General features: G+C 73.9%; 24 protein-coding genes. 8 read left to right on the top strand and 16 right to left on the bottom strand.

Annotated features, from left to right (window positions below):
• Positions 1-15 precede the first annotated feature (15 nt).
• Together ACULK2_RS06660 and ACULK2_RS06655 are read left to right on the top strand one after the other, a co-directional pair.
• Positions 16-1,473 (top strand): dihydrolipoyl dehydrogenase family protein, encoded by a 1,458-nt coding sequence (locus tag ACULK2_RS06660; RefSeq protein ID WP_445969310.1) that lies wholly within the window; start codon positions 16-18, stop codon positions 1,471-1,473.
• Positions 1,470-1,886, top strand: a complete 417-nt coding sequence (locus ACULK2_RS06655) for a Fe-S oxidoreductase (protein ID WP_445969311.1) — start codon at positions 1,470-1,472, stop codon at positions 1,884-1,886. The genes ACULK2_RS06660 and ACULK2_RS06655 overlap by 4 nt, the downstream gene beginning before the upstream one ends.
• A 65-nt stretch (positions 1,887-1,951) precedes the next feature.
• On the opposite strand, the gene ACULK2_RS06650 is transcribed toward ACULK2_RS06655, so the two are convergent.
• From ACULK2_RS06650 to ACULK2_RS06595, 12 genes are all read right to left on the bottom strand, one after another.
• Positions 1,952-2,980 carry an iron-siderophore ABC transporter substrate-binding protein gene (locus ACULK2_RS06650; protein WP_445969312.1) on the bottom strand — a complete coding sequence of 343 codons (1,029 nt, stop codon included), beginning with the start codon at positions 2,978-2,980 and terminating at the stop codon, positions 1,952-1,954.
• A 73-nt stretch (positions 2,981-3,053) separates the two neighbouring features.
• Complete coding sequence (locus tag ACULK2_RS06645; protein WP_445969313.1) at positions 3,054-3,923, bottom strand: ABC transporter ATP-binding protein; 870 nt, start codon at positions 3,921-3,923, stop codon at positions 3,054-3,056.
• Entirely contained in the window at positions 3,920-5,002 is a 1,083-nt protein-coding gene (locus ACULK2_RS06640; RefSeq protein WP_445969314.1) for a FecCD family ABC transporter permease, read from the bottom strand. The genes ACULK2_RS06645 and ACULK2_RS06640 overlap by 4 nt, the downstream gene beginning before the upstream one ends.
• A complete protein-coding gene (locus ACULK2_RS06635) occupies positions 5,002-6,030 on the bottom strand; it encodes a FecCD family ABC transporter permease (protein ID WP_445969315.1) in 1,029 nt (342 codons plus the stop codon). Before ACULK2_RS06635 ends, ACULK2_RS06640 begins: the two co-directional genes overlap by 1 nt.
• A 71-nt stretch (positions 6,031-6,101) precedes the next feature.
• Positions 6,102-6,992 (bottom strand): siderophore-interacting protein, encoded by an 891-nt coding sequence (locus ACULK2_RS06630; RefSeq protein ID WP_445969316.1) that lies wholly within the window; start codon positions 6,990-6,992, stop codon positions 6,102-6,104.
• Between the two features lie 164 nt (positions 6,993-7,156).
• A complete protein-coding gene (locus ACULK2_RS06625; protein WP_445969317.1) occupies positions 7,157-8,593 on the bottom strand; it encodes an amidase in 1,437 nt (478 codons plus the stop codon).
• A gap of 47 nt (positions 8,594-8,640) precedes the next feature.
• Positions 8,641-9,219 carry a GNAT family N-acetyltransferase gene (locus tag ACULK2_RS06620; RefSeq protein ID WP_445969318.1) on the bottom strand — a complete coding sequence of 193 codons (579 nt, stop codon included), beginning with the start codon at positions 9,217-9,219 and terminating at the stop codon, positions 8,641-8,643.
• 68 nt (positions 9,220-9,287) lie between these two features.
• The gene (locus ACULK2_RS06615; RefSeq protein ID WP_445969319.1) at positions 9,288-9,980 is read right to left on the bottom strand and encodes a uracil-DNA glycosylase; all 693 of its coding nucleotides are present in this window, start codon (positions 9,978-9,980) and stop codon (positions 9,288-9,290) included.
• Positions 9,980-10,705, bottom strand: coding sequence for a Type 1 glutamine amidotransferase-like domain-containing protein (locus tag ACULK2_RS06610; protein WP_445969320.1), 726 nt, complete (start codon positions 10,703-10,705; stop codon positions 9,980-9,982). Before ACULK2_RS06610 ends, ACULK2_RS06615 begins: the two co-directional genes overlap by 1 nt.
• Positions 10,702-11,229, bottom strand: coding sequence for a phosphoribosyltransferase (locus ACULK2_RS06605; protein WP_445969321.1), 528 nt, complete (start codon positions 11,227-11,229; stop codon positions 10,702-10,704). Before ACULK2_RS06605 ends, ACULK2_RS06610 begins: the two co-directional genes overlap by 4 nt.
• A gap of 9 nt (positions 11,230-11,238) precedes the next feature.
• Positions 11,239-12,048, bottom strand: coding sequence for a potassium channel family protein (locus ACULK2_RS06600; RefSeq protein WP_445969322.1), 810 nt, complete (start codon positions 12,046-12,048; stop codon positions 11,239-11,241).
• Positions 12,045-12,833, bottom strand: coding sequence for an SDR family NAD(P)-dependent oxidoreductase (locus tag ACULK2_RS06595; RefSeq protein WP_445969323.1), 789 nt, complete (start codon positions 12,831-12,833; stop codon positions 12,045-12,047). Before ACULK2_RS06595 ends, ACULK2_RS06600 begins: the two co-directional genes overlap by 4 nt.
• 64 nt (positions 12,834-12,897) lie before the next feature.
• Here ACULK2_RS06595 and ACULK2_RS06590 point away from each other — a divergent pair, with 64 nt between their 5' ends.
• The 6 genes from ACULK2_RS06590 to ACULK2_RS06565 all read left to right on the top strand — a co-directional run bounded on the left by ACULK2_RS06590 (position 12,898) and on the right by ACULK2_RS06565 (position 20,110).
• Positions 12,898-14,112 carry an acyltransferase family protein gene (locus ACULK2_RS06590; RefSeq protein WP_445969324.1) on the top strand — a complete coding sequence of 405 codons (1,215 nt, stop codon included), beginning with the start codon at positions 12,898-12,900 and terminating at the stop codon, positions 14,110-14,112.
• Between the two features lie 96 nt (positions 14,113-14,208).
• Positions 14,209-15,534 carry a bifunctional o-acetylhomoserine/o-acetylserine sulfhydrylase gene (locus ACULK2_RS06585; RefSeq protein ID WP_445969325.1) on the top strand — a complete coding sequence of 442 codons (1,326 nt, stop codon included), beginning with the start codon at positions 14,209-14,211 and terminating at the stop codon, positions 15,532-15,534.
• A 119-nt stretch (positions 15,535-15,653) separates the two neighbouring features.
• Complete coding sequence (gene metX, locus ACULK2_RS06580; RefSeq protein WP_445969326.1) at positions 15,654-16,862, top strand: homoserine O-acetyltransferase MetX; 1,209 nt, start codon at positions 15,654-15,656, stop codon at positions 16,860-16,862.
• 134 nt (positions 16,863-16,996) lie between these two features.
• On the top strand, positions 16,997-18,154 hold the full coding sequence (locus ACULK2_RS06575) for a sensor histidine kinase (RefSeq protein ID WP_445969327.1): 1,158 nt from the start codon (positions 16,997-16,999) through the stop codon (positions 18,152-18,154).
• Positions 18,151-19,455, top strand: coding sequence for a hypothetical protein (locus tag ACULK2_RS06570; RefSeq protein ID WP_445969328.1), 1,305 nt, complete (start codon positions 18,151-18,153; stop codon positions 19,453-19,455). The genes ACULK2_RS06575 and ACULK2_RS06570 overlap by 4 nt, the downstream gene beginning before the upstream one ends.
• A gap of 16 nt (positions 19,456-19,471) precedes the next feature.
• The gene (locus ACULK2_RS06565) at positions 19,472-20,110 is read left to right on the top strand and encodes a response regulator (RefSeq protein ID WP_445969451.1); all 639 of its coding nucleotides are present in this window, start codon (positions 19,472-19,474) and stop codon (positions 20,108-20,110) included.
• A gap of 25 nt (positions 20,111-20,135) precedes the next feature.
• On the opposite strand, the gene ACULK2_RS06560 is transcribed toward ACULK2_RS06565, so the two are convergent.
• From ACULK2_RS06560 to ACULK2_RS06545, 4 genes are all read right to left on the bottom strand, one after another.
• Positions 20,136-21,410 carry an MFS transporter gene (locus tag ACULK2_RS06560; RefSeq protein WP_445969329.1) on the bottom strand — a complete coding sequence of 425 codons (1,275 nt, stop codon included), beginning with the start codon at positions 21,408-21,410 and terminating at the stop codon, positions 20,136-20,138.
• A gap of 128 nt (positions 21,411-21,538) precedes the next feature.
• Positions 21,539-21,847 (bottom strand): thiamine-binding protein, encoded by a 309-nt coding sequence (locus tag ACULK2_RS06555; RefSeq protein ID WP_445969330.1) that lies wholly within the window; start codon positions 21,845-21,847, stop codon positions 21,539-21,541.
• 44 nt (positions 21,848-21,891) lie between these two features.
• The gene (locus ACULK2_RS06550) at positions 21,892-23,160 is read right to left on the bottom strand and encodes a glycosyltransferase 87 family protein (protein ID WP_445969331.1); all 1,269 of its coding nucleotides are present in this window, start codon (positions 23,158-23,160) and stop codon (positions 21,892-21,894) included.
• A 36-nt stretch (positions 23,161-23,196) separates the two neighbouring features.
• Entirely contained in the window at positions 23,197-24,048 is an 852-nt protein-coding gene (locus ACULK2_RS06545) for an ADP-dependent NAD(P)H-hydrate dehydratase (RefSeq protein ID WP_445969332.1), read from the bottom strand.
• Positions 24,049-24,057: the final 9 nt, after the last annotated feature.

Raw genomic sequence — 24,057 nt, 5'->3', positions numbered from 1 at the left:
GAGGAGGGAGTGCGCATGGCCAGGGAGTTCGACGTCATCGTCCTGGGGGCCGGACCGGTCGGCGAGAACGTCGTGGATCGCGCCCGCGCCGCGGGCCTCGAGGTCGCCGTCGTCGAGCACGAGCTCGTCGGCGGCGAATGCTCGTACTGGGCGTGCGTGCCCTCGAAGACGCTGCTGCGGAGCGGGTCCGTCCTGCGCGCCGCACGCCGCGTCCCGGGTGCGGCAGACGCCGTGACCGGCGAGGTGGATGTCGCTGCGACGCTCGCACGGCGCGACTACTGGGTCTCGGACTGGGACGACCACGGTGCGGTCGGATGGCTCGCGAGCGTCGGCGCCGACCTCATCCGCGGGCACGGCCGCCTCGACGGTGTACGACGCGTGGTCGTCACCCCGACGGACGGGGGCGACGAGGAGGTGCTCGTCGCGCGGCACGCCGTCGCGGTGTGCACGGGCTCGGAGCCGGTCGTGCCCGGCGTGCCCGGGCTCGCCGAGGCGCGCCCGTGGCTCAGCCGCGACGCGACGGGCGCCCGAGCCGTGCCGGGTCGGCTCGCGATCATCGGCGGCGGGGTCGTGGCCACCGAGATGGCGACGCTCTACGCCGGCTTCGGCACCGAGACGACCATGCTCGTGCGGCGCGGGCTCCTGGGCACCATGGAGCCGTTCGCCGGCGATGCCGTCGCGACCGGCCTGCGGGCGCTCGGAGTCGACCTGCGCGTCGGCGTGAGCCCGGTCCGCGTCGCCCGCGACGGCGAGGGTGCGGTCGTCATCGAGCTCGACGACGGGTCGACGGTCACGGCCGACGAGGTGCTCGTCGCCACCGGCCGGCGACCCCGGACGACGGGCATCGGCGTCGAGACGGTCGGGCTCGAGCCCGGCGCGTCGATCGAGGTGGACGACACGCTCGTCGCGACCGCCGCCGGCGCGGCATCCGGAGCCGACGCACCCTGGCTCTACGCGGTCGGCGACGTGACCGGTCGCGCCTCGTTCACGCACCAGGGCAAGTACCAGGCACGGGCGGCGGGCGACGTCATCGCCGCGCGCGCCCTCGGTCGCCGGGTCGACGGGGGCCGGTTCGGCGTGCACGCCGCCACGGCGGATGCGGTCGCCGTGCCGAGCGTCGTGTTCTCCGATCCGGAGATCGCCTCGGTCGGACTCACGACGCGGCAGGCCGCGGACCGCGGGCTCGGGGTGCGGACGCCGGAGGTCGCGTTCTCGAGCGTGACCGGGGCGGGCATCGTCGCGGAGGGCTACGAGGGGCGTGCGCGGCTCGTCATCGACGACGCGCGCGACGTCGTGGTGGGCGCGACCTTCGTGGGGCAGGATGTCGCCGAGCTCATCCACCAGGCCACGATCGCGATCGTGGGCGAGGTGCCGATCCGGCGACTGTGGCACGCGGTCCCCGCGTTCCCGACGATGAGCGAGGTCTGGTTGCGGCTGCTCGAGGCCGACGGGCGCCCGGAGGCGCAGGCATGAGCCGGATGGTGCGCGTGCGCCTCACCGACTCCCCGATCAGCCTCGCCGGGTACTGGTGGGCGACCGCGGTCGGGTTCGCGTGGGGGTTCCTGTGGAGCCGCGGCCGGGTGGAGGTGCGCCGCGGGCTCATCGTGTTCCGCGGAATGCCGCGCTGGACGTTCGGTCGCGGCGGGTCGTGCGTCGGGGGCTGCTACCTGACCGACCGGAACGACTCCGACACCGTGCTGGGGCACGAGGTCGTCCATCGGGAGCAGTGGCGGACCTACGGGCTGCTCTTCCCGGTCCTGTACTGGATGTCGGGCCGGAACCCGCTCACGAACCGGTTCGAGATCGAGGCCGGGCTCGAGGCGGGCGGCTACCTGCCGAAGCCCGGGGCGCGTCGTCGACGTCCCGGCGGGGAGGCGACGCGCTGAGACGGTCGACGGCGGGCCGGGTCCCATGTGGGGAGCCGACCCGCCGTCGCAGCCTCAGCGGAACGTCACTGCTCGACGACGCCGGCGAGCGCCTCGACGAGTGCCGGCAGGCCGCCCGCCCAGTCGAAGCTCAGCGCGGTGGGGGGCGAGACCGACGAGACGGTCACCGGGTCGTAGACCTGCGCGACCTTGCCCGCGGCGACCGCGGGGATCGCCTGCAGCTCCGGCTTGACGAGGAAGGCGTCCGCCTCCTCCTTCGTGTTGTGGTAACTCACGATCACGTCGGCCTCGAGCTGATCGAGCTGCTCGTAGCTCAGCTCGTAGAAGAAGCCGCCGTCGCTCGTGTCGAGCTCGGAGACGCTCGGGGCGACCTCCAGACCGAGCTCGGTGAGGACCTCGATGCGCGAGTCGGCTGCGGTGTAGACGTAGACGAAGCCGTCGCCGTCCCAGACGCCCGCGAAGGTCGTGCCCGCGAACTCGGGGTGCTCGGCGGCCTGGTCGGCCAGGCCGTCCGCGATGCCGGCGAGGACCGCGTCGCCCTCGTCGGCTCGGCCGAGTGATTCGGCGGTGACCTCGATGGTCTGGTCCCACGGGGTGGTCCAGGGCGCCTCGGGGTAGGCGACGACCGGGGCGATCTCGGAGAGCGTGTCGTACTGCTCCTGCGTGATGCCCGAGTAGGGCGCGAGGATCAGGTCGGGCTCGGCCTCGATGAACTCCTCGTAGGGGATCGTGGCGCCGCCCTCGGGGTCCGGGATGAGCGCGGGCAGCTCCTCGCCGGCCTCCTCGTACGCGGCCTCGACCCACGGCAGGTAGTTGCCCTCGCCGACGGTCCACGCCTGCTCGGCGATGGCGACCGGGTAGACGCCGACCGCGATCGCGGCCTCGGTGGAGCCCCAGCCCCACGTGGCCACGCGCTCGGGTGCCTCCTCGATGACGGTGTCGCCGAAGGCGTGCGTCATCGTGATCGGGAAGCCCTCGGCGGCGGTTGCGGCGCCCTCCTCGGTGGATTCGGCGGCGGTGCCCGAGCAGGCGGAGAGGGCGAGCGCGGTGACGGCGGCGCCGGCCACGGTGATCAGGGAACGTCGAAGACGCACGGATGCTCCTTGGATGAAAGGGGGTAGATAAGGAAAGGCTAACCTAAGTCAGCACGGGTCGCACACCGACGCGTCACGCGCGGTCATCGGTGGCGAGCGCGCCGCCCTCCGCCTCGCCGAGCGAGTGGAATCGGCCGATCGGCACCACGAGCGGCGTGCCGGAGACCGGGTCGGGGATGACGCTCGCCTCGAGCCCGAACGCGTCGTGCACCGAATCCGCGGTCAGCACCGTCGACGGGTCGCCCTCGGCGACGATCCGGCCCGACGACATGACCACGAGGTGATCGGCGTAGCGGGCCGCGAGGTTCAGTTCGTGCAGGACCATCACGACCGTCGTGCCGCGCTCGCGGTTGAGCGAGGTGAGCAGGTCGAGCAGCTCGAGCTGGTGCGTCACGTCGAGGAACGTCGTCGGCTCGTCGAGCAGCACGATGTCGGTCTGCTGGGCGAGCACCATCGCGATCCACACGCGCTGGCGCTGACCGCCCGAGAGCTCCTCGACCGGGCGGTCCGCGAGGTCGGCGACCCCCGTCGCCGCGAGGGCCTCCGCGACGACCCGGTCGTCATCGCTCGAGTGCCGGCCGAACCAGCCCTGATGGGGGAAGCGACCACGTGCGACGAGGTCGGCGACCCGCACGCCGTCGGGAGCGATGGAGGACTGGGGCAGGACGCCGACCCGGCGTGCGAGGTCGCGACGCGGCATCCGCGAGGCGTCGCGCCCGTCGAGCAGCAGCCGGCCCGCCTCGAGCGGCTGGAGGCGTGCGAGGCCGCGGAGCAGGGTCGACTTGCCGCAGGCGTTCGGGCCGACGACGGCCGTGATCCGGCCGGGCGGGATCGCGAGGTCGAGACCATCGATCACCCGGCGTCCGTCGTAGCCGAGGCTCACGGCCTCGGCGACGAGGCCGACGCCGTTCGCAGGGGCGACGGGAGCGGGAAGCGAGCTCATGCGCGGGTCCTCTCGGTGCGGGCGAGCAGCCACAGCAGGTACGGGGCGCCGATGAGCCCGGTCACGATGCCGAGCGGCGCCGTGAAGCCGGGGAGCGCGAACTGGCCGATGACGTCGGCGCCGAGCGTGAGCGCCGCGCCGAGGACCGCGGCGGCGGTCACCGCCGCTCCCCCGCCCCCGACGAGCCGACGCGCGACCGCGGGTGCGATGAGGGCGACGAACGCGACGGGGCCGGCGACCGAGGTGGCCAGGGCCACGAGCGCGACGGCCACGACGAGCAGCCCCACGCGCGCGGCATCCGCCCGCACGCCGAGGGCGCGCGCGTGGTCGTCGCCGAGCGCGAGCGGACGGAGGGCATCGGTCAGCACCGCGAGCGCGAGCGCGCACGCGGCCACGCCCACCGCGAGCACCGCGAGGGCCTCACCGCGGACGTCGGCGACGCTGCCGATCGTCCAGTGCAGGGCCGTCTGCGCCTGCCGCACCTCGGAGCGCGCGAGCAGCCAGGCCACGGTCGAGCCGCAGAGGTACGCCATGCCGACGCCCACCAGGACGAACCGGACGCCGTGGAGCCCCTGCCGCCAGGCGGCCAGCCAGATGACGAGCGCGACCGCCAGGCCGCCGGCGAACGCGGACCCGGCCACGAGCGCACCCGTCGCCCCGAGGCCGAGGATCGCCCAGACCGCGCCGAGGCTCGCACCCGCGGAGATGCCGAGGATGTCGGGGCTCGCGAGCGGGTTGCGGAGGGTCGACTGGAACACCGCACCCGCGAGGCCGAACGCCGCGCCGACGAGCAGCGCCGCCAGGATCCGCGGCAGGCGCAGCTCGAGCACCACGAACTGCTCGATCCGCCCGCCGCCGCCGAACAGGACGGCGACGACCCGATCGGGTGTGACGCCGGCCGCCCCGAACGACAGGGCGGCGAACCCGATCGCGGCGGCCACGACGACGACGGCGGCCACGATCAGCGCGTGGCGACGTCGGTGCGCCCGGCGGACGGCTCCGATGCTCGCGGCTCCGGGCGCGTGGGCGTCCGCGGCCGCCGCCCCGGCCCGCGCGTCGACGGTCGCTGCGGCGCGCATCAGAGCCCGGCCACCCGTCGGCTGCGTGCGATCGCGACGAGCACGGGCGCACCGAGGAACGCGGCGACGACCCCTGCCTCGAGCTCGGAGTTCGGCACGACGAGCCGTCCGATGACGTCGGCCGCGAGCAGCATGATCGGGCCGAGGAGCATCGCGAGCGCCGTGATCCAGCGGTAGTCGCTGCCGACGAGACGGCGCGCGGCGTGCGGAACGACGAGCCCGACGAGCGCGATGGGACCCGCGAGCGCGACGGCGGTGCCGCAGAGCAGCACGAGGGCGAGCCCGGATGCCGCGCGCGTGACGCCGACGCGCTGGCCCAGTGCGCTCGCGACGTCGTCGCCGAGGGCGAGGAGGTTCAGCCGGTGCGCGAGCGCCACGGCGAGCACGGTCCCGACGAGGAGGAACGGCCAGAGCGATGCGACCGTGGAGAGGTCGCGCCCCGTCAGCGACCCGACGGCCCAGAACCGGTACTGGTTGAAGGCCTCGGTGTCGCGGATGAGGACGAGCGCGATGAGGGGCGTGAGCAGCGCGGTGAGCGCGGCGCCGACGAGGGCGAGCCGCACGGGCTGCGCGCCGCCGATCGCGAAGACGACCGCGGCGGCGAGCGTCGCACCGGCGAAGGCGAACCAGATGAACCCGAGTGGGTCGGTGATGCCGAGCAGCGAGATGCAGAGCACGACGGCGAGCGACGCGCCGGAGTTGATGCCGAGCAGGCCGGGGTCGGCGATCGGGTTGCGCGTGACGCCCTGGATCACGGTGCCCGCCAGTCCGAGCGCGAGCCCGGCCGCGAGGCCGATCACCGTCCGCGGGATGCGCAGCTGGACGACGACCGCCTGGTCGGCGTCGGCGAGGTCGGGCGCGACGAGCGCCTGCCAGACCTCGCCCGGGTCGATCGTGCGCACGCCGAGCGCGAGGCTCGCGGCCACGACGAGCAGCAGTACGGCGGCCGCGCCGGCGAGCACGAGCAGGCCGCGGACGGCGCGGGGTCGCCGGCGCCGGGCGGCGGAGTCCGCCGCGTCGGCGGCCACCCGGCCCGCCGCGGTTCCCCCATCGGGGCGGCGTGTCGCCGAGCGCGCTGGCACGACGGACGGTGCCGCGCTCACGCCAGTTCGGCGCGGCCCCGCCGCCAGTAGCCCATGAATGCGACCTGGCGGCGGTCGAGGCCCGCCTCGCGCACGAGGAAGCGCCGGAGCGCGGTGATGACGGATGCCTCGCCGGCGAGCCAGGCGTAGCAGTCGCCGTCGAGGCTCGTGCCCTCGGGCACGTCCCACAGGATGCCGTCGGCGTCGGCCGCGGACTCGAGCTCGGCGAGCGTTCGGCGGGCGGACTCGGCGGCGGCCGACACCGGGTCGGCGCAGTCGCGGAGCCAGCAGGTGCGAGCCACCCAGTCGCGCACCGCGGGGATGAGCCGCTCGCCGTGCGAGTGCGCCTCGGCGCGGGGAAGCCAGCGCACCTCGACGCCCGCGGGAGCGGCGACCTCGAGCACGTCGTCGGCGCTGGGGATCTCGATGATCGCGGCGCCCTCGGCGTCCGCGGGCAGCGACTCGACGATCGCGCAGATCGCGGGGGCGGCCGTCTCGTCGCCGGCGAGCAGCACGGTGTCGACCGCACCGGGACGCCAGTCGATGCCGATCGTGCGGCCCTCGCTCAGCTCGTCGGGTCCGACGAGCACGATCTCGTCGCCCACCGTCGCGCGGGTCGCCCAGGCCGAGCCGGGACCGGTGTCGCCGTGCGCGACGAAGTCGACGTCGACCTCGCGGGACTCGGGGCGCACGGCTCGGATCGTGTACGTGCGGAACGGGTTGCGGTGTTCGGCGGGCAGCTCGCGCCAGGCCGAGTACCAGTCCTCGCCGTCGGGGAACCGGGCGAAGCCGGACTCGGGGAGCGGGAGGACCACCTTCACCCGCTGGTCGAAGCCCGCGGTGCCGAACTCGGCGAGCTCGTCGCCGGCGAAGGTCACGCGCGTGAAGTGCGGGGACAGCCGCCGCACGCGTGAGACGCTCGCGCGGAAGCCGCGATACGCGGGTCGCGGACGTGCGGGCGCGGTTTCGGCGACTGAGGTAAGCATTACCTAAGTCTTGCATACCGGTCGGGCCGGATGACACCAAGGGTCGCCGTCGCCGGCGGATCGGACGCGGCGCTCCGCGGCATCCGTCACCAGACCGGCGGGCGGCGACGGCCGCGACGGGCGGCCCGCTCGAGCTGCGCCGCCAGGGCGAACAGCGTCGCCTCGCCGCCGGGTCGGCCGATGAGCTGGACGCCCATCGGCAGGCCGGCCTCGGTGTCGTGCACCGGCAGCGTCAGCGCGGGCAGCCCGGCCACGTTCACGAACGACGTGTACGGCGTGAACCGCACCTGCTGCGCGAAGTTCTCCTCGGCGTCCTCGGCGTCGTACCAGCCGACCGGCCGGGGGGTCAGGGCGAGCGCCGGCGTGAGGACCACGTCGACCTCCGAGAACCGCGCGATCGTGCGTCGCTCGAAGCCCGCCAGCCAGCCCAGCGCCTCGGCGAGCTCGCCCGCGGTCCGCTCACGGCCGCGCGCCACGAGCCAGCGCGTGAGCGGTTCGAGCCGTTCCGCGGACTCCCCGGGGACCGCGATCCCCGCCGCCCCCGCCTGCCAGAGCGTGCGGAACGCGGCCGGATAGCCGGGCTCCGGCGCGGCGGGGAGTTCGTCCACGCCGTGGCCCATCCGGTCGAGCAGCGAGATCGCCCGGTCGAGGGCGTCCCGCGCCTCCTGGTCGAGGCGGATGTCGGCGAAGTCGTCCCACGGCGTGTCGAGCATCACGCCGACCTGCACGCGCCCCTCTCCGCGGATCGCGGCGCCGAGGAACGGGCCGTCCTCCCCCGGCGCGCGCAGGGCGAACGGATGCCGCGCCGGGTAGCCGCGCGGCGCGATCAGGCCGTCGAGCAGGAGTGCCGCATCGGCGACCGTCCGTGCGAGGGGACCGACCACCCCGAGCCCGCCGAGACGGTCGATGCCCGACCCCGCCGGCACGCGCCCACGCGACGGCTTCACGCCGACGAGGCCGCACGAGGCGGCCGGGATGCGGATCGACCCGCCGCCGTCGCTGCCCGGAGCGAACGGCAGCATCCCGGCGGCGACCGCGGCCGCCGCGCCGCCGCTCGAGCCGCCCGCGCCCAGCGAGACCTGCCACGGGTTCCTGGCCGGCCGGCCGGAGAGGGGCTCGGTGTACGACGGCAGCCCGAACTCGGGCGTCGCCGTCTTGCCGAGGCTCACCGCACCCGCGGCATCCACCGCCTCGACCATGTCGTCCGACTCCTCGGCGACGTGACCCGCGTACGCCCGCGACCCGAACCCGGTCGCGACGCCCGCACGCGGGTGCAGGTCCTTGTCCGCGAGCGGCATGCCCCAGAGCGGGGCCGCGTGCGCGACGTCGCGCGCGACGACCCGGGCACGCTCGAGCGCGGCCTCCGGCGTCACGTGCGCGAAGGCGCCGACCTCCGGATCCAGGCGCTCGATCCGGGCGAGGAAGTGCTCGGCCGCCTCGACGGGGGTCACCTCGCCGCGCTGGAGCAGCTGGTGCAGTTCCAGGGCGGTGAACTCGTGCAGGTCCTCATGCAGGTCGGCCACCCCACGAGCCTACGCAGGCGCCGCGGCGGCGGCCCCGCGGCATCCGCTCACTTCAGCGTCTTCTGCAGCAGTACCGTGCCGAGCCAGCGGTCGAACTTGAAGCCGACCCGGCCCATCCGCCCGATCTCGTGGAAGCCGAACCGCTCGTGCAGCGCGATCGACGCCTCGGCGCCCTGGTCGGCGATGACCGCGATCATCTCCTTCAAGCCCGCCTCGCGCGACGCGTCGATGAGCGCGCCGAGCAGGGCCTTCCCGAGCCCCTTGCCGGATGCCGCGGGGCCGAGGTAGATCGAGTTCTCGACCGTGTACCGGTAGGCGCGCTTCTGCTTCCACGGCGAGACGAGCGCGTAGCCGAGGAGTTGCCCGGTCGGCGACTCGGCCACGAGGAACGGCATGCCGAGCCGGTTCAGATAGGAGTACTTCTGCTTCCACTCGCGAAGGCTCATGGCGTCCTCGTCGAAGGTGACCGTCGAGTTCGCGACGTAGTAGTTGTAGATCTCGCGGACGGCGGGCAGGTCGGCCGGGCGCGCGGGCCGGATCTCGAAGGCGAACGGCGTCTCGGGCGCCTCGGGTTTGCGCAGGTGGCGCGGCAGCGTCCGGCGGGCCTGGTATTCCTCCTCGAGCATCCCGTCATGCTACGCGCGCCACGTTGCGAACGGATGACACGGGGGCGCGGCTTCCCGGCGCGGTCGGCTCAGGCGGGGATCGCCCACTCGACGGGGGCCCCGCCCTGCGCCACGAGGAGCTCGTTGGCGCGGCTGAAGGGGCGCGAACCGAAGAAGCCGCGGCTCGCCGAGAGCGGGCTGGGGTGCGCCGACTCGATGCGCGGCACATCGCCGAGCAGCGGTGCGAGCGACTGCGCGTCGCGGCCCCACAGCACCGCGACGAGCGGCCCGCCGCGGGCGACCAGGGTGCGGATCGCGTGGTCGGTCACGCCCTCCCAGCCCATCCCGCGATGCGATGCGGGCTCGCCCGGCCGGACGGTGAGGACCCGGTTCAGCAGCATCACGCCGTGGGTGCTCCACGCGCCCAGGTCGCCGTGCGCGGCCGGCGGGACACCGAGGTCGTCGGAGAGCTCGCGGTAGATGTTCGCCAGGCTCCGCGGGAGCGGCCGGACGTGCCGCTCGACGGCGAAGGAGAGGCCGATCGGATGGCCCGGCGTCGGGTAGGGGTCCTGCCCCACGATGAGCACGCGCACGTCGGGCACCGGCTGTCGGAAGGCGCGCAGGACCGCGTCGCCCGCCGGCAGGTACCCGCGACCCTCGGCGACCTCGGTGCGCAGCAGGTCGCCGAGGCGCGCGATCTCGCCCGCGACCGGCGCGAGCGCCTCGGCCCAGGTCGCATCGATGAGCCCCGCCTCGGCGAGTTCGGGGAGCGTCCGGCCCATCAGGCTCCGATCGTGGAGACGAGCACACCCTGCTCGGACGGGAGGACGCGCCACACGCTGCCCGCCCCCTCGACCCGGAGGCCGCCGTCGCCCACGATCAGCGCCGTGCGCTCGTCGATGCCGAGACCGCCGGCGACGAGCCCGGACTCGACGGCCGCGACGAGGCGGGAGAGCATGCCGCGCTCGGCGACGTGCACCTCGATGGCCACGTCGACCAGCCCGATGCCGTCCTCGATCTCGAGCTCCACGCCGGGCTCGTCCGGGTCCTCCGGTGAGACGCGCACGCCGCCGATGCGCGAACCGCTCCCGAACGACCCCTCCGCGGCGATCATCGCGCCGGCGGAGACGCCGAGGTAGGGCACGCCGCCGGCGACCAGCCGACGCAGCTCGCCGAACACCGGCTCGAGTCCGGCGCGCACATCTTCGACGACACCGCCGCCGACGGCGACGCCGTCGACGTCCGCGATCGCGGCGAGTCCGATCGGCTCGCCGGGTCGCCCCGCGGTGGGCGCGACCTCGATCTCGTCGCCGCTCCCGGCCCCGGCGAGCAGGTCCGCGAGCGCCGCGGCCTTCTCCTCCGCCTCGGGATGCAGTGAGATGACGGCGATGCGCGGACGCTCGCGATGGGCGACACGCGCCCGCAGCACGGCCTCGGCGACGAACGGCGCGAACAGCGCGGCATCCGACCGGGTCGTCGCGCCGCCTCCGACGAGGTGCACGCTCATCGGTCCGCCCCCGCCGCGGCGGCCGGTTCGACGGGCGGCAGCGCCGACCACGGGAACACGATCCAGTCGTCGGTGCGACGGTAGTCGTAGTCGGGCGCGAGCACCGTGTGCGACTTCGTGTAGAGGGTCGCGGTGCGGACCTCGGCGCCCGCGTCGGAGAGCAGGTCGACGACCTTGCGGAGGGTGCGGCCCGAATCGGAGACGTCGTCGACGAGGAGCACGCGGCGTCCCGCCAGGGCCGGCGCGTCGAGCATCGGCGGATGCAGCACGGGCTCGGGCAACCGCTCGTCGACGCCCGTGTAGAACTCGACGTTGATGGAGCCGCACGACTTCGTGCCGAGCGCGTAGGCGATCGCCCCGGCGAGCAGCAGTCCGCCACGGGCGATCGCGATCACCACGTCGGGGCGGAATCCGGAGCCGAGGACGTCCGTGGCGAGCGTCCGCGCGGCCTCCGCGAAGTCGTCCCAGGAGAGGATCTCGCGCCGGGTGGCGTCGGCGGCGGCGTCATTCGCGTCGAACGTCATGTCCCAAGGCTAGTCGGAGCCGCGCTCCGGCCCGGGTTCGGCGGCGCCGGGCTCCGGCGGCGCGGCCGACTCGTCGCGCAGGCCGTCGGCCGGCGCGCCCGTCGCGTCGCTCAGGAGCCCGGCGCGCTCGGCGAGCGGCGCATCAGCGGGCCCGCCGGCACTGCGGCGAAGCGTCGCGAGCCGCTCGTTCAGCACCGACACCAGCGCCGCCGATGCCGTCCCGAGGATCGCCACACCGCCCGCCATGAGCAGGACCGCGTAGAGGCGCCCGAGGGTGGTGACGGGGTACGTGTCGCCGTACCCGACGGTGGCGAGGGTCACGCAAGCCCACCAGAGGGCGTCCCCGAACGTCACGATCGTGGCGCCCGGCGCGTCCCGCTCGACGTGGTAGGTCACGAGCGCGATGAAGAACACGAACACGAACGCGTAGGTCAGCGCCTCCGAGACGAATCGCGCGCGGATGGCACTCGTGGTGCGGCGCTCGAGCGCGGGCAGGTGCCGCACGAGCGAGACCACGCGGAGCGCGCGGAACAGCGGGAGCACCGCGGAGAGCACCTCGATGGGGTGCCGCCAGGTCCACGACCACCGCCGGCCGCGAGGGGTCAACGCGATCTGCACGACCACGTCGGTCACGAAGGCGAGCCAGCCGGCTGCGAGGAGGACGAGGAGGATCGCCCGGAGCCAGGTCGGCGCGTCGATCCAGAGCACGTAGACGACGTACGACAGCACGAACAGCACGCCGGCGACCGCCAGCGGTCGCGACGTGGCGTGCACCCAGTGCTCGCGGCGCGCCTCGTCGCCGGGCATGGGCGGCGTCACGAGGCCTCCGCCCCTCGGAGCCGGAGTTCGCCCTTGGCGAGACGGTGCGGCGCCGCCTGCGCGACGGGCTTGACCACGATGAGATCGAGGTCGACGTGGCGCGGCTTGGCGACCGCGTCGACGATGACGCCCGCGACGTCCTCGGCCACGAGCGGCTCGGGCACGTCGTCGTACACGGCGTCGGCCCGCTCCCGGTCGCCGCCGAAGCGGACCAGCGCGAACTCGTCGGTCCGCACCATGCCGGGGGCGACCTCGATCACGCGGATCGGCTCGCCGTTCAGCTCGAGGCGCAGCACCTCGGTCACGGCGTGCGCCGCGAACTTCGCCGCGTTGTACCCGCCTCCGCCGACGTACGCGACGTGCCCGGCGATCGAGGTGACGTTCACGATGTCGGCCACGCCCCGGCCGGCCGCCCCGCGGCGGAGCGACGGGAGCAGCGCGCTCGTGACGCGCTTCAGGCCGAGCACGTTGACCTCGAGCATCCACGACCAGTCGTCGAGGTCGGAGTCCTCGACCGACGCGAGCCCCTTCGCACCGCCCGCGTTGTTCACGAGCGCGTGCACGCCGCCGGTGGCGGCCAGGTGCTCGGCGAGCGCCGCGACCTCCGCATCGCTCGTCACGTCGGCCGTGAACGGCTCGGCACCGGTCTCGTCGGCGAGGGCGGCGAGCCGATCGGCGCGGCGGGCGACGGCGACGACGTGCCATCCCGCTGCCGCGAGTCCGCGGACCGTCGCGGCACCGATCCCCGAACTCGCTCCCGTGACGACTGCGCGCAACTGGTCCATGCCGACATTCTGCACGAGCACGGTGCCGCCGTGCGGGCCCGGCGGCGTGCGGGAGAATGGGCGGATGGAGCCGACGACCCTGCCACGCACCCCTCGGCAGCCGCACCGCAAGCGTCGTGTGCCGCTCTGGGACAACGCCAGATGGATCGCGATCACGCTCGTCGTGATCGGCCACGGGATCCTGCCGCTCATCGCCGAGGACGACGCGGCGTACAGCGTCTACCTCTTCATCTACTCGTTCCACGTCGCCGTCTTCGTCACCGTCTCGGGGTACTTCGCGAAGTCCGGCCCGCCGAACGCGCGCGCGATGCGGCAGGTGCTCACCGACATCGTCTTCCCGTACTTCATCTTCGAGACGATCTGGACGTTCGTCCGCTTCGCCCTGGGCGGCGCCTTCGAGCTCGACTACACGACGGCGTCATGGACCCTCTGGTTCCTCATCGCCCTCGCGATCTGGCGCATCGCGCTGCCGTACCTGGTGCTGCTGCGGTACCCGCTGCTCATCGCGATCGCGATCTCGATCGGCGCGGGGTACGCGGTCGAGATCGACTCCACGCTCGCGCTCACGCGCACGTTCGGCATGTTCCCCTTCTTCGTCTTCGGCTGGAAGCTGCGCCAGTGGCGGATCACCGATCGCTGGCTCGACCTGACGACCGCCGTGACCTGGCGGTGGCGCGCCGGCGCGATCGCCCTGTTCGCGGTGCTCCTCGTCGCGCTGCCGATGGCCATCGAGACCTGGCGCGACCTGCGGCTGCGCCGCTTCATGCTCTACGACGAGTCGTACGAGGCGATCGGCTACGACGAACCCTGGTCGGGGGCCATCCGGCTTTTCCTGCTCCTGCTCGCGATGCTCCTCGCGGTCGCCTTCCTCATCCTGATGCCCCGCCGGACCACGCCGTTCACCGCGTTCGGCGGCGCGACGATGTACATCTACCTGCTGCACTCCTTCGTGCTGTTCCCGCTCAGGGAGACGCCGATCCTCGAGGGCCGGCAGCCGTGGTGGGTGCTCCCGGCCATGATCGTGTTCTGCGTCGGGGTGTCGGTCGTGCTCTCCCTCAAGCCCGTCCGGCGGGTGTTCCGGCCGCTCGTCGAGCCGCGGGCGCGGTGGCTGTTCCGCCCCGAGCCGACGACGGCGACCGGAACGCTCGTGCTCCCGGCCGAGGCCCTGCCGCCGCTCCCGGGCGGATCGTCACCGGATTCGCGGATGGACGCGCCCGGCCCGGACGCGCCGCCCGACGCCGGTCGCGCGCCGGATGCGAAGCCCGACGCGCGCGAATGACGTCGTGTTGCGGCATCCGTTGAGCGCATGACGGCGCGGACGTACCGTGGGCGACGGACGCGACGGAAGCCGCGCCGCCATCCTGAAGGAGTCCACATGGCCGACCACACCGCCGACTGGCGTTTCGAGACCAAGCAGGTGCACTCGGGCGCCGCACCCGATCCGGTGACCAAGGCCCGCGCGACGCCGATCTACCAGACCACGTCCTACGTCTTCGACTCGGCCGAGCACGCGCAGAACCTCTTCGCGCTCGCCGAGTTCGGCAACATCTACACGCGCATCATGAACCCGACCCAGGCGGTCGTCGAAGAGCGTCTCGCCGCGCTCGAGGGCGGCAGCGGGGCGCTCCTCGTCGCGTCCGGCCAGGCGGCGGAGACGTTCGCGGTGCTGAACATCGCTCAGGCGGGCGACCACATCGTCTCGTCGTCGTCGATCTACGGCGGCACGTACAACCTGTTCAAGTACACGCTCGCCAAGCTCGGCATCGAGACCACGTTCGTCGAGAACCAGGACGACGCCGACGAGTGGCGCCGCGCGGTCCGGCCGAACACCAAGCTGTTCTTCGCCGAGACGATCGGCAACCCGAAGATCAACGTGCTCGACATCGCGCTCGTCTCGGGTGTCGCCCACGACGCGGGCATCCCGCTCATCGTCGACAACACGATCGCGACGCCGTACCTCATCCGCCCCTTCGAGCACGGCGCCGACATCGTCATCCACTCGGCGACGAAGTTCCTCGGCGGCCACGGCACCGTCATCGGCGGCGTCATCGTCGACGGCGGCCGGTTCGAATGGTCGAAGAACGTCGAGAAGTTCCCCGGCCTCACCGAGCCCGACCCGTCGTACCACGGCGCGAGCTACACCGCCGCCGTCGGCGACCCGCTCGCCTTCATCATCAAGGCGCGCGTGCAGCTGCTGCGCGACCTCGGCTCGTCGATCGCGCCGGCGAGCGCGTGGCAGCTCATCCAGGGCATCGAGACGCTCTCGCTCCGCGTCGAGCGGCACGTGCAGAACGCGCAGGAGATCGCGGAGTGGCTCGACTCGCACCCCGACGTGGCGCACGTCAACTACTCGGGCCTGCCGTCGAGCCCCTGGTACGCGGCGGCGAACCGGTACGCACCGAAGGGCGTCGGCGCGGTGCTCTCGTTCGAGCTCAAGGGCGGCGTCGACGCCGGCCGGGCGCTCGTCGACGGCCTGTCGCTGTTCAGCCACCTCGCCAACATCGGCGACGTGCGATCGCTCGTCATCCACCCGGCGTCGACGACGCACTCGCAGCTCACGCCCGAGCAGCAGCTGACGAGCGGCGTCACGCCGGGCCTCGTCCGACTCTCGGTCGGCATCGAGAACATCGACGACCTCAAGGCCGACCTCGAGGCGGGTCTCGCCGCCGCGCGCCGCGCGACCGAGGCCGCCCGCGTGTAGCCGCCCGTTCCGTCGTTCGACACGGATGCCGCGTCCCGCGAGGACCGCGGCATCCGTCGTCTCCGCCGGCCCGGCGTAACAGTGCCGCGCGGCCCGACCGCGTCGGGGAGAATCGGAGCATGGACTGGCAGACGACCTCGGAGACGGTGCCCGCGAGCGTCGTGCCCGAGGCGCGCGCCGCCCACCAGCTCGCCGGTCGTGCGCCCGCGACGGGCGCCTGGCGCGAGGGCGACCCGGTCGGCGACCGGCGCTTCGCGCGGATCGGCGCGATCGAGCTGGAGTCCGGCCAGGTCCTGCCGGACGTCCGCATCGCGTACGAGACCTGGGGCACCCTCTCCCCCACGCGCGACAATGCGATCCTCGTGCTGCACGCGCTCACCGGCGACAGCCACGTGCTCGGCGCCGCCGGCCCGGCGCACGCGAGCGCGGGGTGGTGGCCCGGCGTCGTCGGCCCGGGTCGCGCGATCGACACGGACCGCTGGTTCGTGGTCGCCCCGAACGTGCTCGGCGGATGCCAGGGCTCCACCGGTCCGGCCTCGGTCGCGCCCGACGGCGTCGAGTGGGGCGCGAGGTTCCCCTTCGTCACGATCCGCGACCAGGTCGCCGCCCAGGTGGCGTTCGCGCGGGAGGTCGGCATCGATCGCTTCGCCGCGGTCGTCGGCGGTTCGATGGGCGCCATGCACGTGCTGGAGTGGGCGCTGATGGCGCCGGACGCGGTCGAGCGGATCGCGGTCCTCGCGGCGCCCGCGGCGACGACGGCCGACCAGATCGCGCTGAACTCCGTCCAGCTCGAGGCGGTCCGCAGCGACCCGGCGTTCCGCGGCGGCGCGTACTACGACGCACCCGACGGCGACGGGCCGACCCGAGGGCTCGCGCTCGCGCGACGCATGGCGATGCTGAACTACCGCACGCCGGTCGAGCTCAACCAGCGCTTCGAGCGCAGCTGGCAGTCCGGTCTCGACCCGCTCGGCGGGGGCGGCCGGTTCGCGGTCGAGTCGTACCTCGACTTCCACGGCAACAGGTTCACGCGGCGCTTCGACGCGAACAGCTATCTCGCCCTGACCGAGGCGATGAACTCCCACGACGTGGGCCGCGGAAGGGGCGGCGTCGCCGCGGCGCTCGACCGCATCGAGGCGGCCACGCTCGTGCTCGGCATCGACAGCGATCGCTACTTCTCGCTCGAGGGCCAGCGCGAGATCGCCGCGGGGGTGCGCACCACGATCCACGGCGACGAGCCCGTCGTGCTCGCCTCCGAGTACGGCCACGACGCCTTCCTCATCGAGGACGACGCCGTGGGCGCCGAGATCGCGAGGCTCCTCTCGGCCTGACGTTCGCCCGACCGCACCGGACGGCGCGCCCCGGTTTCGGGCCCTCTGTCCCGCATCCGGGGGACGTTCTGAGTTATCTTCAAGAGGAGCGCGACATCCCGAGCGCGCGATGATGCGGTCAGGCAGGGGGTGGCATGCGGCGCATCGACAAGGAACGCGACCGGCTGCTGCGCCGGCTCGCGCGCGTCGGCGGGCTCACGGGTGCCGCGATCACGCTGGCCTGCATCGTCGTCCCCGGTGCGCTCGCGCCCGCCAGGTTCGCGCTCGCAGCGGCGCTCGTCGTCGGCATCGCCGTCCTCATCGGGCTGGCGACCACCCGCGGCGCGACCTCCGCGACGGTCGGCGCGATGGCCGCGGGGACCCTGCTCCTGCTCGTGATCGGCCTCGACGCGACGATCGATCCGGCGGGGGCGACCGCGATGGCGGCCACCGGCGCGCTCACGACGGCCGCGCTCGCCATCCCCCTCGTGGTGCGACCGGCGGGGCCGGCGCTGATCCTCGGCTCCGCGGCGGCGATCCTCGTCGCGTTGGCCGCCGCCGCGGCATCCGGTGCCGACATGCGCCTCGTCGTCGTCGCCACGGTCGCCGGCTGGGCGGCGTGCGTGATCGTGGGGATCTGGCTCGCCCGCGCCATCCAGCGCGCGGCCGAGCGGATCGACGAGGTGGGTCGCGCGCACGAGGCGGAACGCCTGGCGAGCGAGTCGGAGGCGCAGCAGCGCCAGGACGCGCGGGTGCTGCACGACACCGTGCTCGCCACGCTCAGCCTGCTCGCGCACTCCGGCGTGGGCGTCGGCGCCGGGTCCCTCCGCCAGCAGGCCGGAGACGACGCGCGGCTGCTCAAGCAGTTGCGGCTCGGCGCGCCGCTCGACAACGGGTCGAGCGCGATCTTCTCGCCGGAATCGTCCGACGACGGGCTCGGCGCCACCTTCGAGTCCGTGCGGCAGCGGTTCGCGCGGATGGGCCTCGACGTCAACTGGCACGGCGCCAACCATCTGGTCCTGCCGCGCGACGCGCTCGACGCGCTGCTCGGCGCGCTGGGCGAATGCCTCGAGAACGTCCGCAGGCACGCCGGCGTGTCCGTCGCGGACGTCACCGTGACCGACGACGAGCGCACGGTGCGGGCGATGGTGACCGACCAGGGCGCCGGATTCGAGCCCGCCGCGGTCGACCCGGCACGCCTCGGGTTCGCCGAGTCGGTCGTCGGCCGGTTGCACGCCGTCGGCGGTCGTGCCCGCGTCTTCAGCTCGCCCGGATCCGGGACGACCGTGATGCTGGAGGTGCCGAAGCCGTGAACCCGTTCCGCCGTGCCTCCGACGAGGCGTCACCCGACACGACGCACGAGATCCAGTTCGACCGCCCCAGCCGCTCGGCGCGCGCCGCCGAGGACATCCGCAGCGCCCACGGCGGACGCCGTCTCGCCGTCGGCATCACCGCGGCGGCGGGGGTCATCGTGCTCGGCCACTTCGCGCACGCCATCGGCCTCGTCTTCGTCTTCCCACCCGGCAGGGGTTCCGGCCCCGCGTGGATCGCGTTCGCGGTCGTCGCGGCGGCCACGGTCGTCGCCACGCGCGGCCTCACGCGCGTGGCCGACTGGACCCACGTGCTGATCGTCATCGCGCTGGGCGTGCCCATCGCGCTCGACCTCGCGGCAACGGCGAACCTCCTGCACCTCGGCGTCACGCCGACGGCCGCACCGGCCGCAGCGGCGCTCCTCCTTCCGGTCGCCGCGCTCCGCGAGACGCGCACTCCGGTCGCGGTGTCCGCCGTCATCGCCGGCATCCTCGCCGTCGCCGCGCTCCTCCAGGCGCAGACCGCCGAATCGTGGACGGTCGCCGGGCTCGCGGTCGCGGCCACCGCGGTCGTCCCGGTGGTGCTCGTCGCCTTGGGCGTGCGGGGGTTCCGCCGGCTCGTCGGCCGGGAGCTCGACCTGTCGCTCGTGCAGTCGACCGTCGCGACCCCGCGCTCGGCGGTCGGCATGCGGGCCTCGGAGGAACTCGCGGAACTGGACTACGACGCCGAGGCGCTGCTCGAGGACGTGGGCTCGGGGCGCATCTCCATCCCCCTGCCGACGGCCGCCGCCGAGCAGGCCGGACGCCTCGCCGCGGGGCTCCGCATCCGACTCATCGAGGGCCGCACCGACACGTGGCTGCGGCACGCCGTCACCGAGTCCGCGTACCTCAGCCGCCGCGTGAGCATCGAGGACCCGCAGGGGCTCGCGGGGCTGCTCTCCCCCGGACAGCGCGAGGGGCTCCTCCTCGCCCTCTGGCTGGTCGCCGGCCAGCGCCGCCGCAAGGCGTCGGAACCGCCGCTGGAGGTCCGCGTGCGATGCCGCGAGTGCCACGCCGGAGAGGTCGGCGACGGCGACGACGAGCCCATGCAACGCGGCGAGGGTGCGTCCGTGGCGATCGATCTCGATGTTTCCGGACTCACGGCGCGCCGCGTCGATGCGGCGACCTGGGATGCACTCGCTAATGTCGGAGTACACGAGGTCATCCCGGGCTCGGAGGGGTTCCGGGTCGAGATCGAGTGCCGGATCGACCCCGCGGTCCGGAATCCGGCGCAGCCCAGCGCCGTCAACCCGAGGGGAGCCTGACGTGCCCGAACCTGGAATGCCCCCGATACGGCTCGCCGTCGTCGACGACCACCGCATGCTGCTCGGCGCCCTCACCGAGTGGCTCCGCGGCGCCACCGACGACGTCGACCTGCTCGCCGCAGTGCCGTCCTGGTCCGAACTGCTCGCGCATCCGGAGTTCCCGGTGGACGTCGTGCTGCTCGACCTCGACCTGCGCGACAACATCCCGATCTCCATCAAGCTCTCCACGCTGAAGTCGGCCGGGGTGCGCACGATGCTGATGAGCACGTACTCGGAGCCGGCCGTGGTCCGCGAGGCGCTCGGCGCGGGAGCGCTCGGCTACCTCGTGAAGTCCGAGCCGGTCGAGACGATCGTCGAGGCGATCCGCGCGGCCCGCAACGGCGAGCAGTACCTCTCGCAGGAGCTCGAGGACGCGCTGCAGTCCGACGGTGCCGCTCCGCGCCTCAGCGCGCAGGAGCGCCGCGTGATGGCGCTCTACGGCGCGGGGCAGCCGGTGAAGGCCGTCGCGTTCCAGCTCGGGATCTCGGAGGAGACCGCGAAGAGCTACCTCAAGCGCATCCGGGAGAAGTACCGCCTCGCGGGCCACGACGTCGGCACGAAGGTCGCGCTCCGCAAGCGCGCGATCGCCGACGGCATCCTGCTGCAGTCCGAGTAGCCGAGGGGCGAGCGCCGCTTCCGCGTCAGTCCCCGACCGGGCGGAATGCGCCGGTGACCGACGGCAGCGGGATGCCGCGGCGCTGTCGCGCCCGGTCGAGCGCGAACGTGCCGATCGCGAGGATGATCCCCGCGCCGGTGAGGAGCAGGCCCACCCACACGGGAGCGACGTACCCGAGGCCGTCCGCGATGACGATCCCGCCGAGGATCGCGCCCAGGCTGTTGCCGATGTTCAGCGCCGAGTGGTTCAGGGCGGCGGCGATCGACTGGCTGTCGCGCGCGACGTCCATGAGCCGAGCCTGGATCGTGGGCGAGAGCGCCGCGGCTGACGCGCCCACGAGGAACACCCCGACGCCGAGCCCGACGGGATGCTGCGCCGTGAGGCCCAGCAGGACGAGCGCGCCGGCGAGGATGCCGAAGAACAGGTACATCGAGCGCCGGACGCTCCAGTCCGCCAGGCGACCCCCGACGAGGTTGCCGATCGTCATGCCGAGCCCGAAGACCACGAGCACGAGCGGCACCGCGCCCTCCGGCAGCCCCGTGACCTCGGTCGCGAGCGGCGCGACGTAACTGTAGACGGCGAACAGTCCGCCGAAGCCGATGGCGCCGATGGCGAGCGCGAACCAGGCCTGTGCGCGCGTGAAGATGCGCAGTTCCCGCTTCATGGTCGCCCCGGCGTCGCCGGCCTGCCACGGCACCGCGACGGCGACCGCGAGGAAGGTGGCGGCGAAGATGCCGGCGACCGCGAGGTAGGCGATCCGCCAGCCGGCCTGCTGCCCGAGCCAGGTGATCAACGGCACGCCGACGACGTTGGCGATGGTGAGCCCCGAGAGCACGAGCGCGACGCCGCGCGCTCGCTTGCCCGGGCCCATCAGGCTCGCCGCGACGAGCGATGCGATGCCGAAGTACGCGCCGTGCGGCAGCGCGGCGAGGAAGCGCGCGGCCACGACGAGCTCGAAGGTGGGCAGCAGGGCCGACGCGACCGTGCCGATGCTGAACGCGGCGAGCAGCGCGAGGAGGAGCCGCTTGCGCGGCCAGCGGGCCGCTGCGGCGGCGATGGTCGGGGCCCCGACCACGACACCGAGCGCATACGCGGAGATGATCCAGCCGGCGGCGGCGTTCGCGGCATCCGTCGACTCGGCGGCCAGGCCGGGCAGCAGGTCGGCCGCCATGTCGGGCAGGAGGCCCATCGCCACGAACTCGGTCGCGCCGATGCCGAAGCCCCCCATCGCGAGGGCGAGGAGGGCGAAACGGATGCGGGCCGGCGACAGCGTCGTCGGCCCGTGGTTCTCTGGCGTCACCGACCGATCATCGCATGGATCGAATCGATTCGACAACCTCGGGTCGCAACCTCGCGTCACGGGCCCGCACCCGCCCGGGCTCGATCCCCCGAGGGGATCGGGACGGCCCCGACCGCCGGCCGGCGGCCTCAGCCGTCGTTCTCGATGGCGGCCTCGAGTCGATCGACCTTCGCGTCGAGCTCACCGGTCCATCCCGGCCGGATGTCGGCCTTCAGCACGAGCGAGACCCGCGAGCCGAAGTCCGCCACGGCGTCGCACGCGTCCTTCACGACGGCCATGACCTCCTCCCACTCGCCCTCGATCTCGGTGAACATCGAGGTCGTGCGGTTCGGCAGGCCGGAGTCGCGGACGATGCGGACCGCCGCCGCGACCGCGTCGTGCACCGACCCGTCGCTCCGTCCCGTTCCACTCGGTGCGACCGAGAACGCCACCAGCATGCGAGTCCCTCCCCGGGGTCGACGGCGCTCCTCGGCGCCCGAACTCACGGCGCCGCGCGCGGGCGCCGATCGCTCCCAGCCTGCCACACCGCGTGCAGCGCCCACCCGAGCAGGACGAACAGCAGCACGATCTTCACCGTGAGCAGGAGCACGAACCCAGGATTCGCGATGAGCAGCCAGCCGTACCAGTACGGGTAGATGACGTGCGTGACGACCGCGATCGCCGCGGCGAGCGAGGCCGGGGCGAGGAAACGCGCTCCCCCGAGCGCGAGTCCGAGCACGACGGGAGCGGCGAGCCAGGTGACGAACTGCGGCGATCCCACCTTGTTCGCGAGCATGAGCACGGTCGTGAACGCCAGCGCGAGCGGCGGCAGCAGCGCGACCACCGCGGCGCCGCGCCGGGCGGCGCGCGTGCCGGCGACGAGGACGGCGGCGACCCCGAGGAGCATGAGCGGGGTCGTGAGCGCCGCCGCGACATCCGCCCCGGGGCCCTCGACCTGGAAGGTGAGGATGCCGCGGTCGTACGCGATCGTCGCATCGTCGCTCCCGGCCACGATCCACCAGAGCCAGGCCACCGCGAGCGGCGCCTCGACCTGCAGCCCGCGGCCGGCCTGCTCGGCGACGAACCCGAACGCGTTCACGCCCGACCCGGCGAGCAGGCTCACGCCCAGGATCGCGATCGACAGCGACGCGGCGACGGTGAACACCTCGAACCGGCGCCGCAGGGACACCAGCAGCGCCGCGACGAGGGCCGCCGGCCACACCTTGATCCAGGTCGCGACCGTGAGGAGCACCGCCGCCACGCGCGGCCGTCCGGCGGCCCAGAGCAGCCCGACCATCGCGAAGGGCACGGTCACGGCGTCGATGCGGCCGAGCGCGATCGGCCCGAGCAGCGCGAGGAACGCGAGCCACCACCACGCCGCCGCGCGGCGCCGTCGGGAGAGCCTGCCACGACCGAGCAGGACCGAGAACGCGATGGCATCGAGCACCGAGACCATCACGAGCCAGGTCTGCCCGTACCAGGCCGAACCGAACGCGAGGGCGGCCGTCATCGGCGCGAACGCGAGGATCGGGTACACCCACGGGGTGTCGATGCCCATGCGCAGGAAGCCGAGCTGCGCGGTCTCCGCCCAGACCCGGTACACCGCGGTCACGTCGCCGAGCGGCCAGCCGGGTGCGTAGAGGTTGAGCAGGACGAGTCCGACGTGCACCATCGCGAACGCCGCCCAGAGCGCCGCTCGGCCGCCGAGGCGAGCACGCCGGCGGCGGCGCGCCGCCGAACGGGATCCCCCGACCTCGGTGCGGGACTCCACGATGGCTTCCGGGCCCGACCCGCCTGCGCCGCCCGCTCAGCCCCGCAGCAGACCGCCGACGACGGCCGGCACCGCGTGCGCGACGTCGAGCGCGGTCACGGGGCCGCCGTCCCAGACGTCGCTCGCCCGGCGCGCGGCCTCGGAGTGGATGAACCCGGCCGTCGCCGCGAGGTGCGTGATCGCCGAGGCATCCCGTGCCAGGCGCTCGTGGTGCGTGGCGGCGAGCGCGCCGATGATCCCGCCGAGGACGTCGCCCGTGCCCGCGCTCGCGAGCCAGTGCGTCGACGCCGTCACCGTGAGCCGGGTGCCCTCTGGGTCGCACACGTGCGTGACCGCGCCCTTGAGCAGCACGGCCACCTGGAGCCGGTGCGCGGTCTGCTCGGCCCATCGGGCCGGGTCGGCGTCGATCTCCTCGACCGTGCACGCAATGTCGCGGTCGTGCAGCAGCTTCGCGAGCTCGCGGCTGTGCGGCGTGATGACGGTCGGGCCGACGTGCGTGCCGACCAGGTCCAGGCCGCCTGCATCGAGGACCGTCGGGAGCCCGGACGCGAGCGCGTGCTGCAGCTCGCCGGCCAGCATGAACGAGCGGTTGGCGGAGTCCATGCCCGAGCCGAGCAGCCACGCCTGCACGCGGCCCGCGACCGCGACCGTCTCCGGGCGCGCCGCGAGGACCGCCTGGCGCACGGCCCGCGGACCGGTGAAGCGCACCATGCCGACGCCGGTGCGGTGGGCGGCCTCGACCCCGAGCACCGCCGCGCCCGGGTAGTCGGACGACCCGGTGATGACCCCGAGCACCCCGCGACGGTACTTGTCGTCCGCCGCGCCGGGAGCGCTCAGCCACTCGGATGCGTCGTCGGCGGTCCACTCGCGCCACGTGCCGGTTCCCATGGATCCAAC

Source organism: Agromyces molybdatiresistens, from assembly GCF_052748445.2.
This window is presented reverse-complemented; position numbering and strand designations above follow the sequence as displayed.

Excerpts from the sequence above, each read along its gene's own strand:
- ACULK2_RS06590 (WP_445969324.1), top strand. The coding sequence starts at position 12,898 with ATGGAGCCGACGACCCTGCCACGCACCCCTCGGCAGCCGCACCGCAAG.
- metX (WP_445969326.1), top strand. The coding sequence starts at position 15,654 with ATGGACTGGCAGACGACCTCGGAGACGGTGCCCGCGAGCGTCGTGCCC.
- ACULK2_RS06610 (WP_445969320.1), bottom strand. The coding sequence starts at position 10,705 with ATGAGCGTGCACCTCGTCGGAGGCGGCGCGACGACCCGGTCGGATGCC.
- ACULK2_RS06645 (WP_445969313.1), bottom strand. The coding sequence starts at position 3,923 with ATGAGCTCGCTTCCCGCTCCCGTCGCCCCTGCGAACGGCGTCGGCCTC.
- ACULK2_RS06585 (WP_445969325.1), top strand. The coding sequence starts at position 14,209 with ATGGCCGACCACACCGCCGACTGGCGTTTCGAGACCAAGCAGGTGCAC.
- ACULK2_RS06660 (WP_445969310.1), top strand. The coding sequence starts at position 16 with ATGGCCAGGGAGTTCGACGTCATCGTCCTGGGGGCCGGACCGGTCGGC.
- ACULK2_RS06620 (WP_445969318.1), bottom strand. The coding sequence starts at position 9,219 with ATGCTCGAGGAGGAATACCAGGCCCGCCGGACGCTGCCGCGCCACCTG.
- ACULK2_RS06545 (WP_445969332.1), bottom strand. The coding sequence starts at position 24,048 with ATGGGAACCGGCACGTGGCGCGAGTGGACCGCCGACGACGCATCCGAG.
- ACULK2_RS06605 (WP_445969321.1), bottom strand. The coding sequence starts at position 11,229 with ATGACGTTCGACGCGAATGACGCCGCCGCCGACGCCACCCGGCGCGAG.
- ACULK2_RS06565 (WP_445969451.1), top strand. The coding sequence starts at position 19,472 with ATGCCCCCGATACGGCTCGCCGTCGTCGACGACCACCGCATGCTGCTC.
- ACULK2_RS06595 (WP_445969323.1), bottom strand. The coding sequence starts at position 12,833 with ATGGACCAGTTGCGCGCAGTCGTCACGGGAGCGAGTTCGGGGATCGGT.
- ACULK2_RS06615 (WP_445969319.1), bottom strand. The coding sequence starts at position 9,980 with ATGGGCCGGACGCTCCCCGAACTCGCCGAGGCGGGGCTCATCGATGCG.
- ACULK2_RS06655 (WP_445969311.1), top strand. The coding sequence starts at position 1,470 with ATGAGCCGGATGGTGCGCGTGCGCCTCACCGACTCCCCGATCAGCCTC.
- ACULK2_RS06575 (WP_445969327.1), top strand. The coding sequence starts at position 16,997 with ATGCGGCGCATCGACAAGGAACGCGACCGGCTGCTGCGCCGGCTCGCG.
- ACULK2_RS06640 (WP_445969314.1), bottom strand. The coding sequence starts at position 5,002 with ATGCGCGCCGCAGCGACCGTCGACGCGCGGGCCGGGGCGGCGGCCGCG.
- ACULK2_RS06555 (WP_445969330.1), bottom strand. The coding sequence starts at position 21,847 with ATGCTGGTGGCGTTCTCGGTCGCACCGAGTGGAACGGGACGGAGCGAC.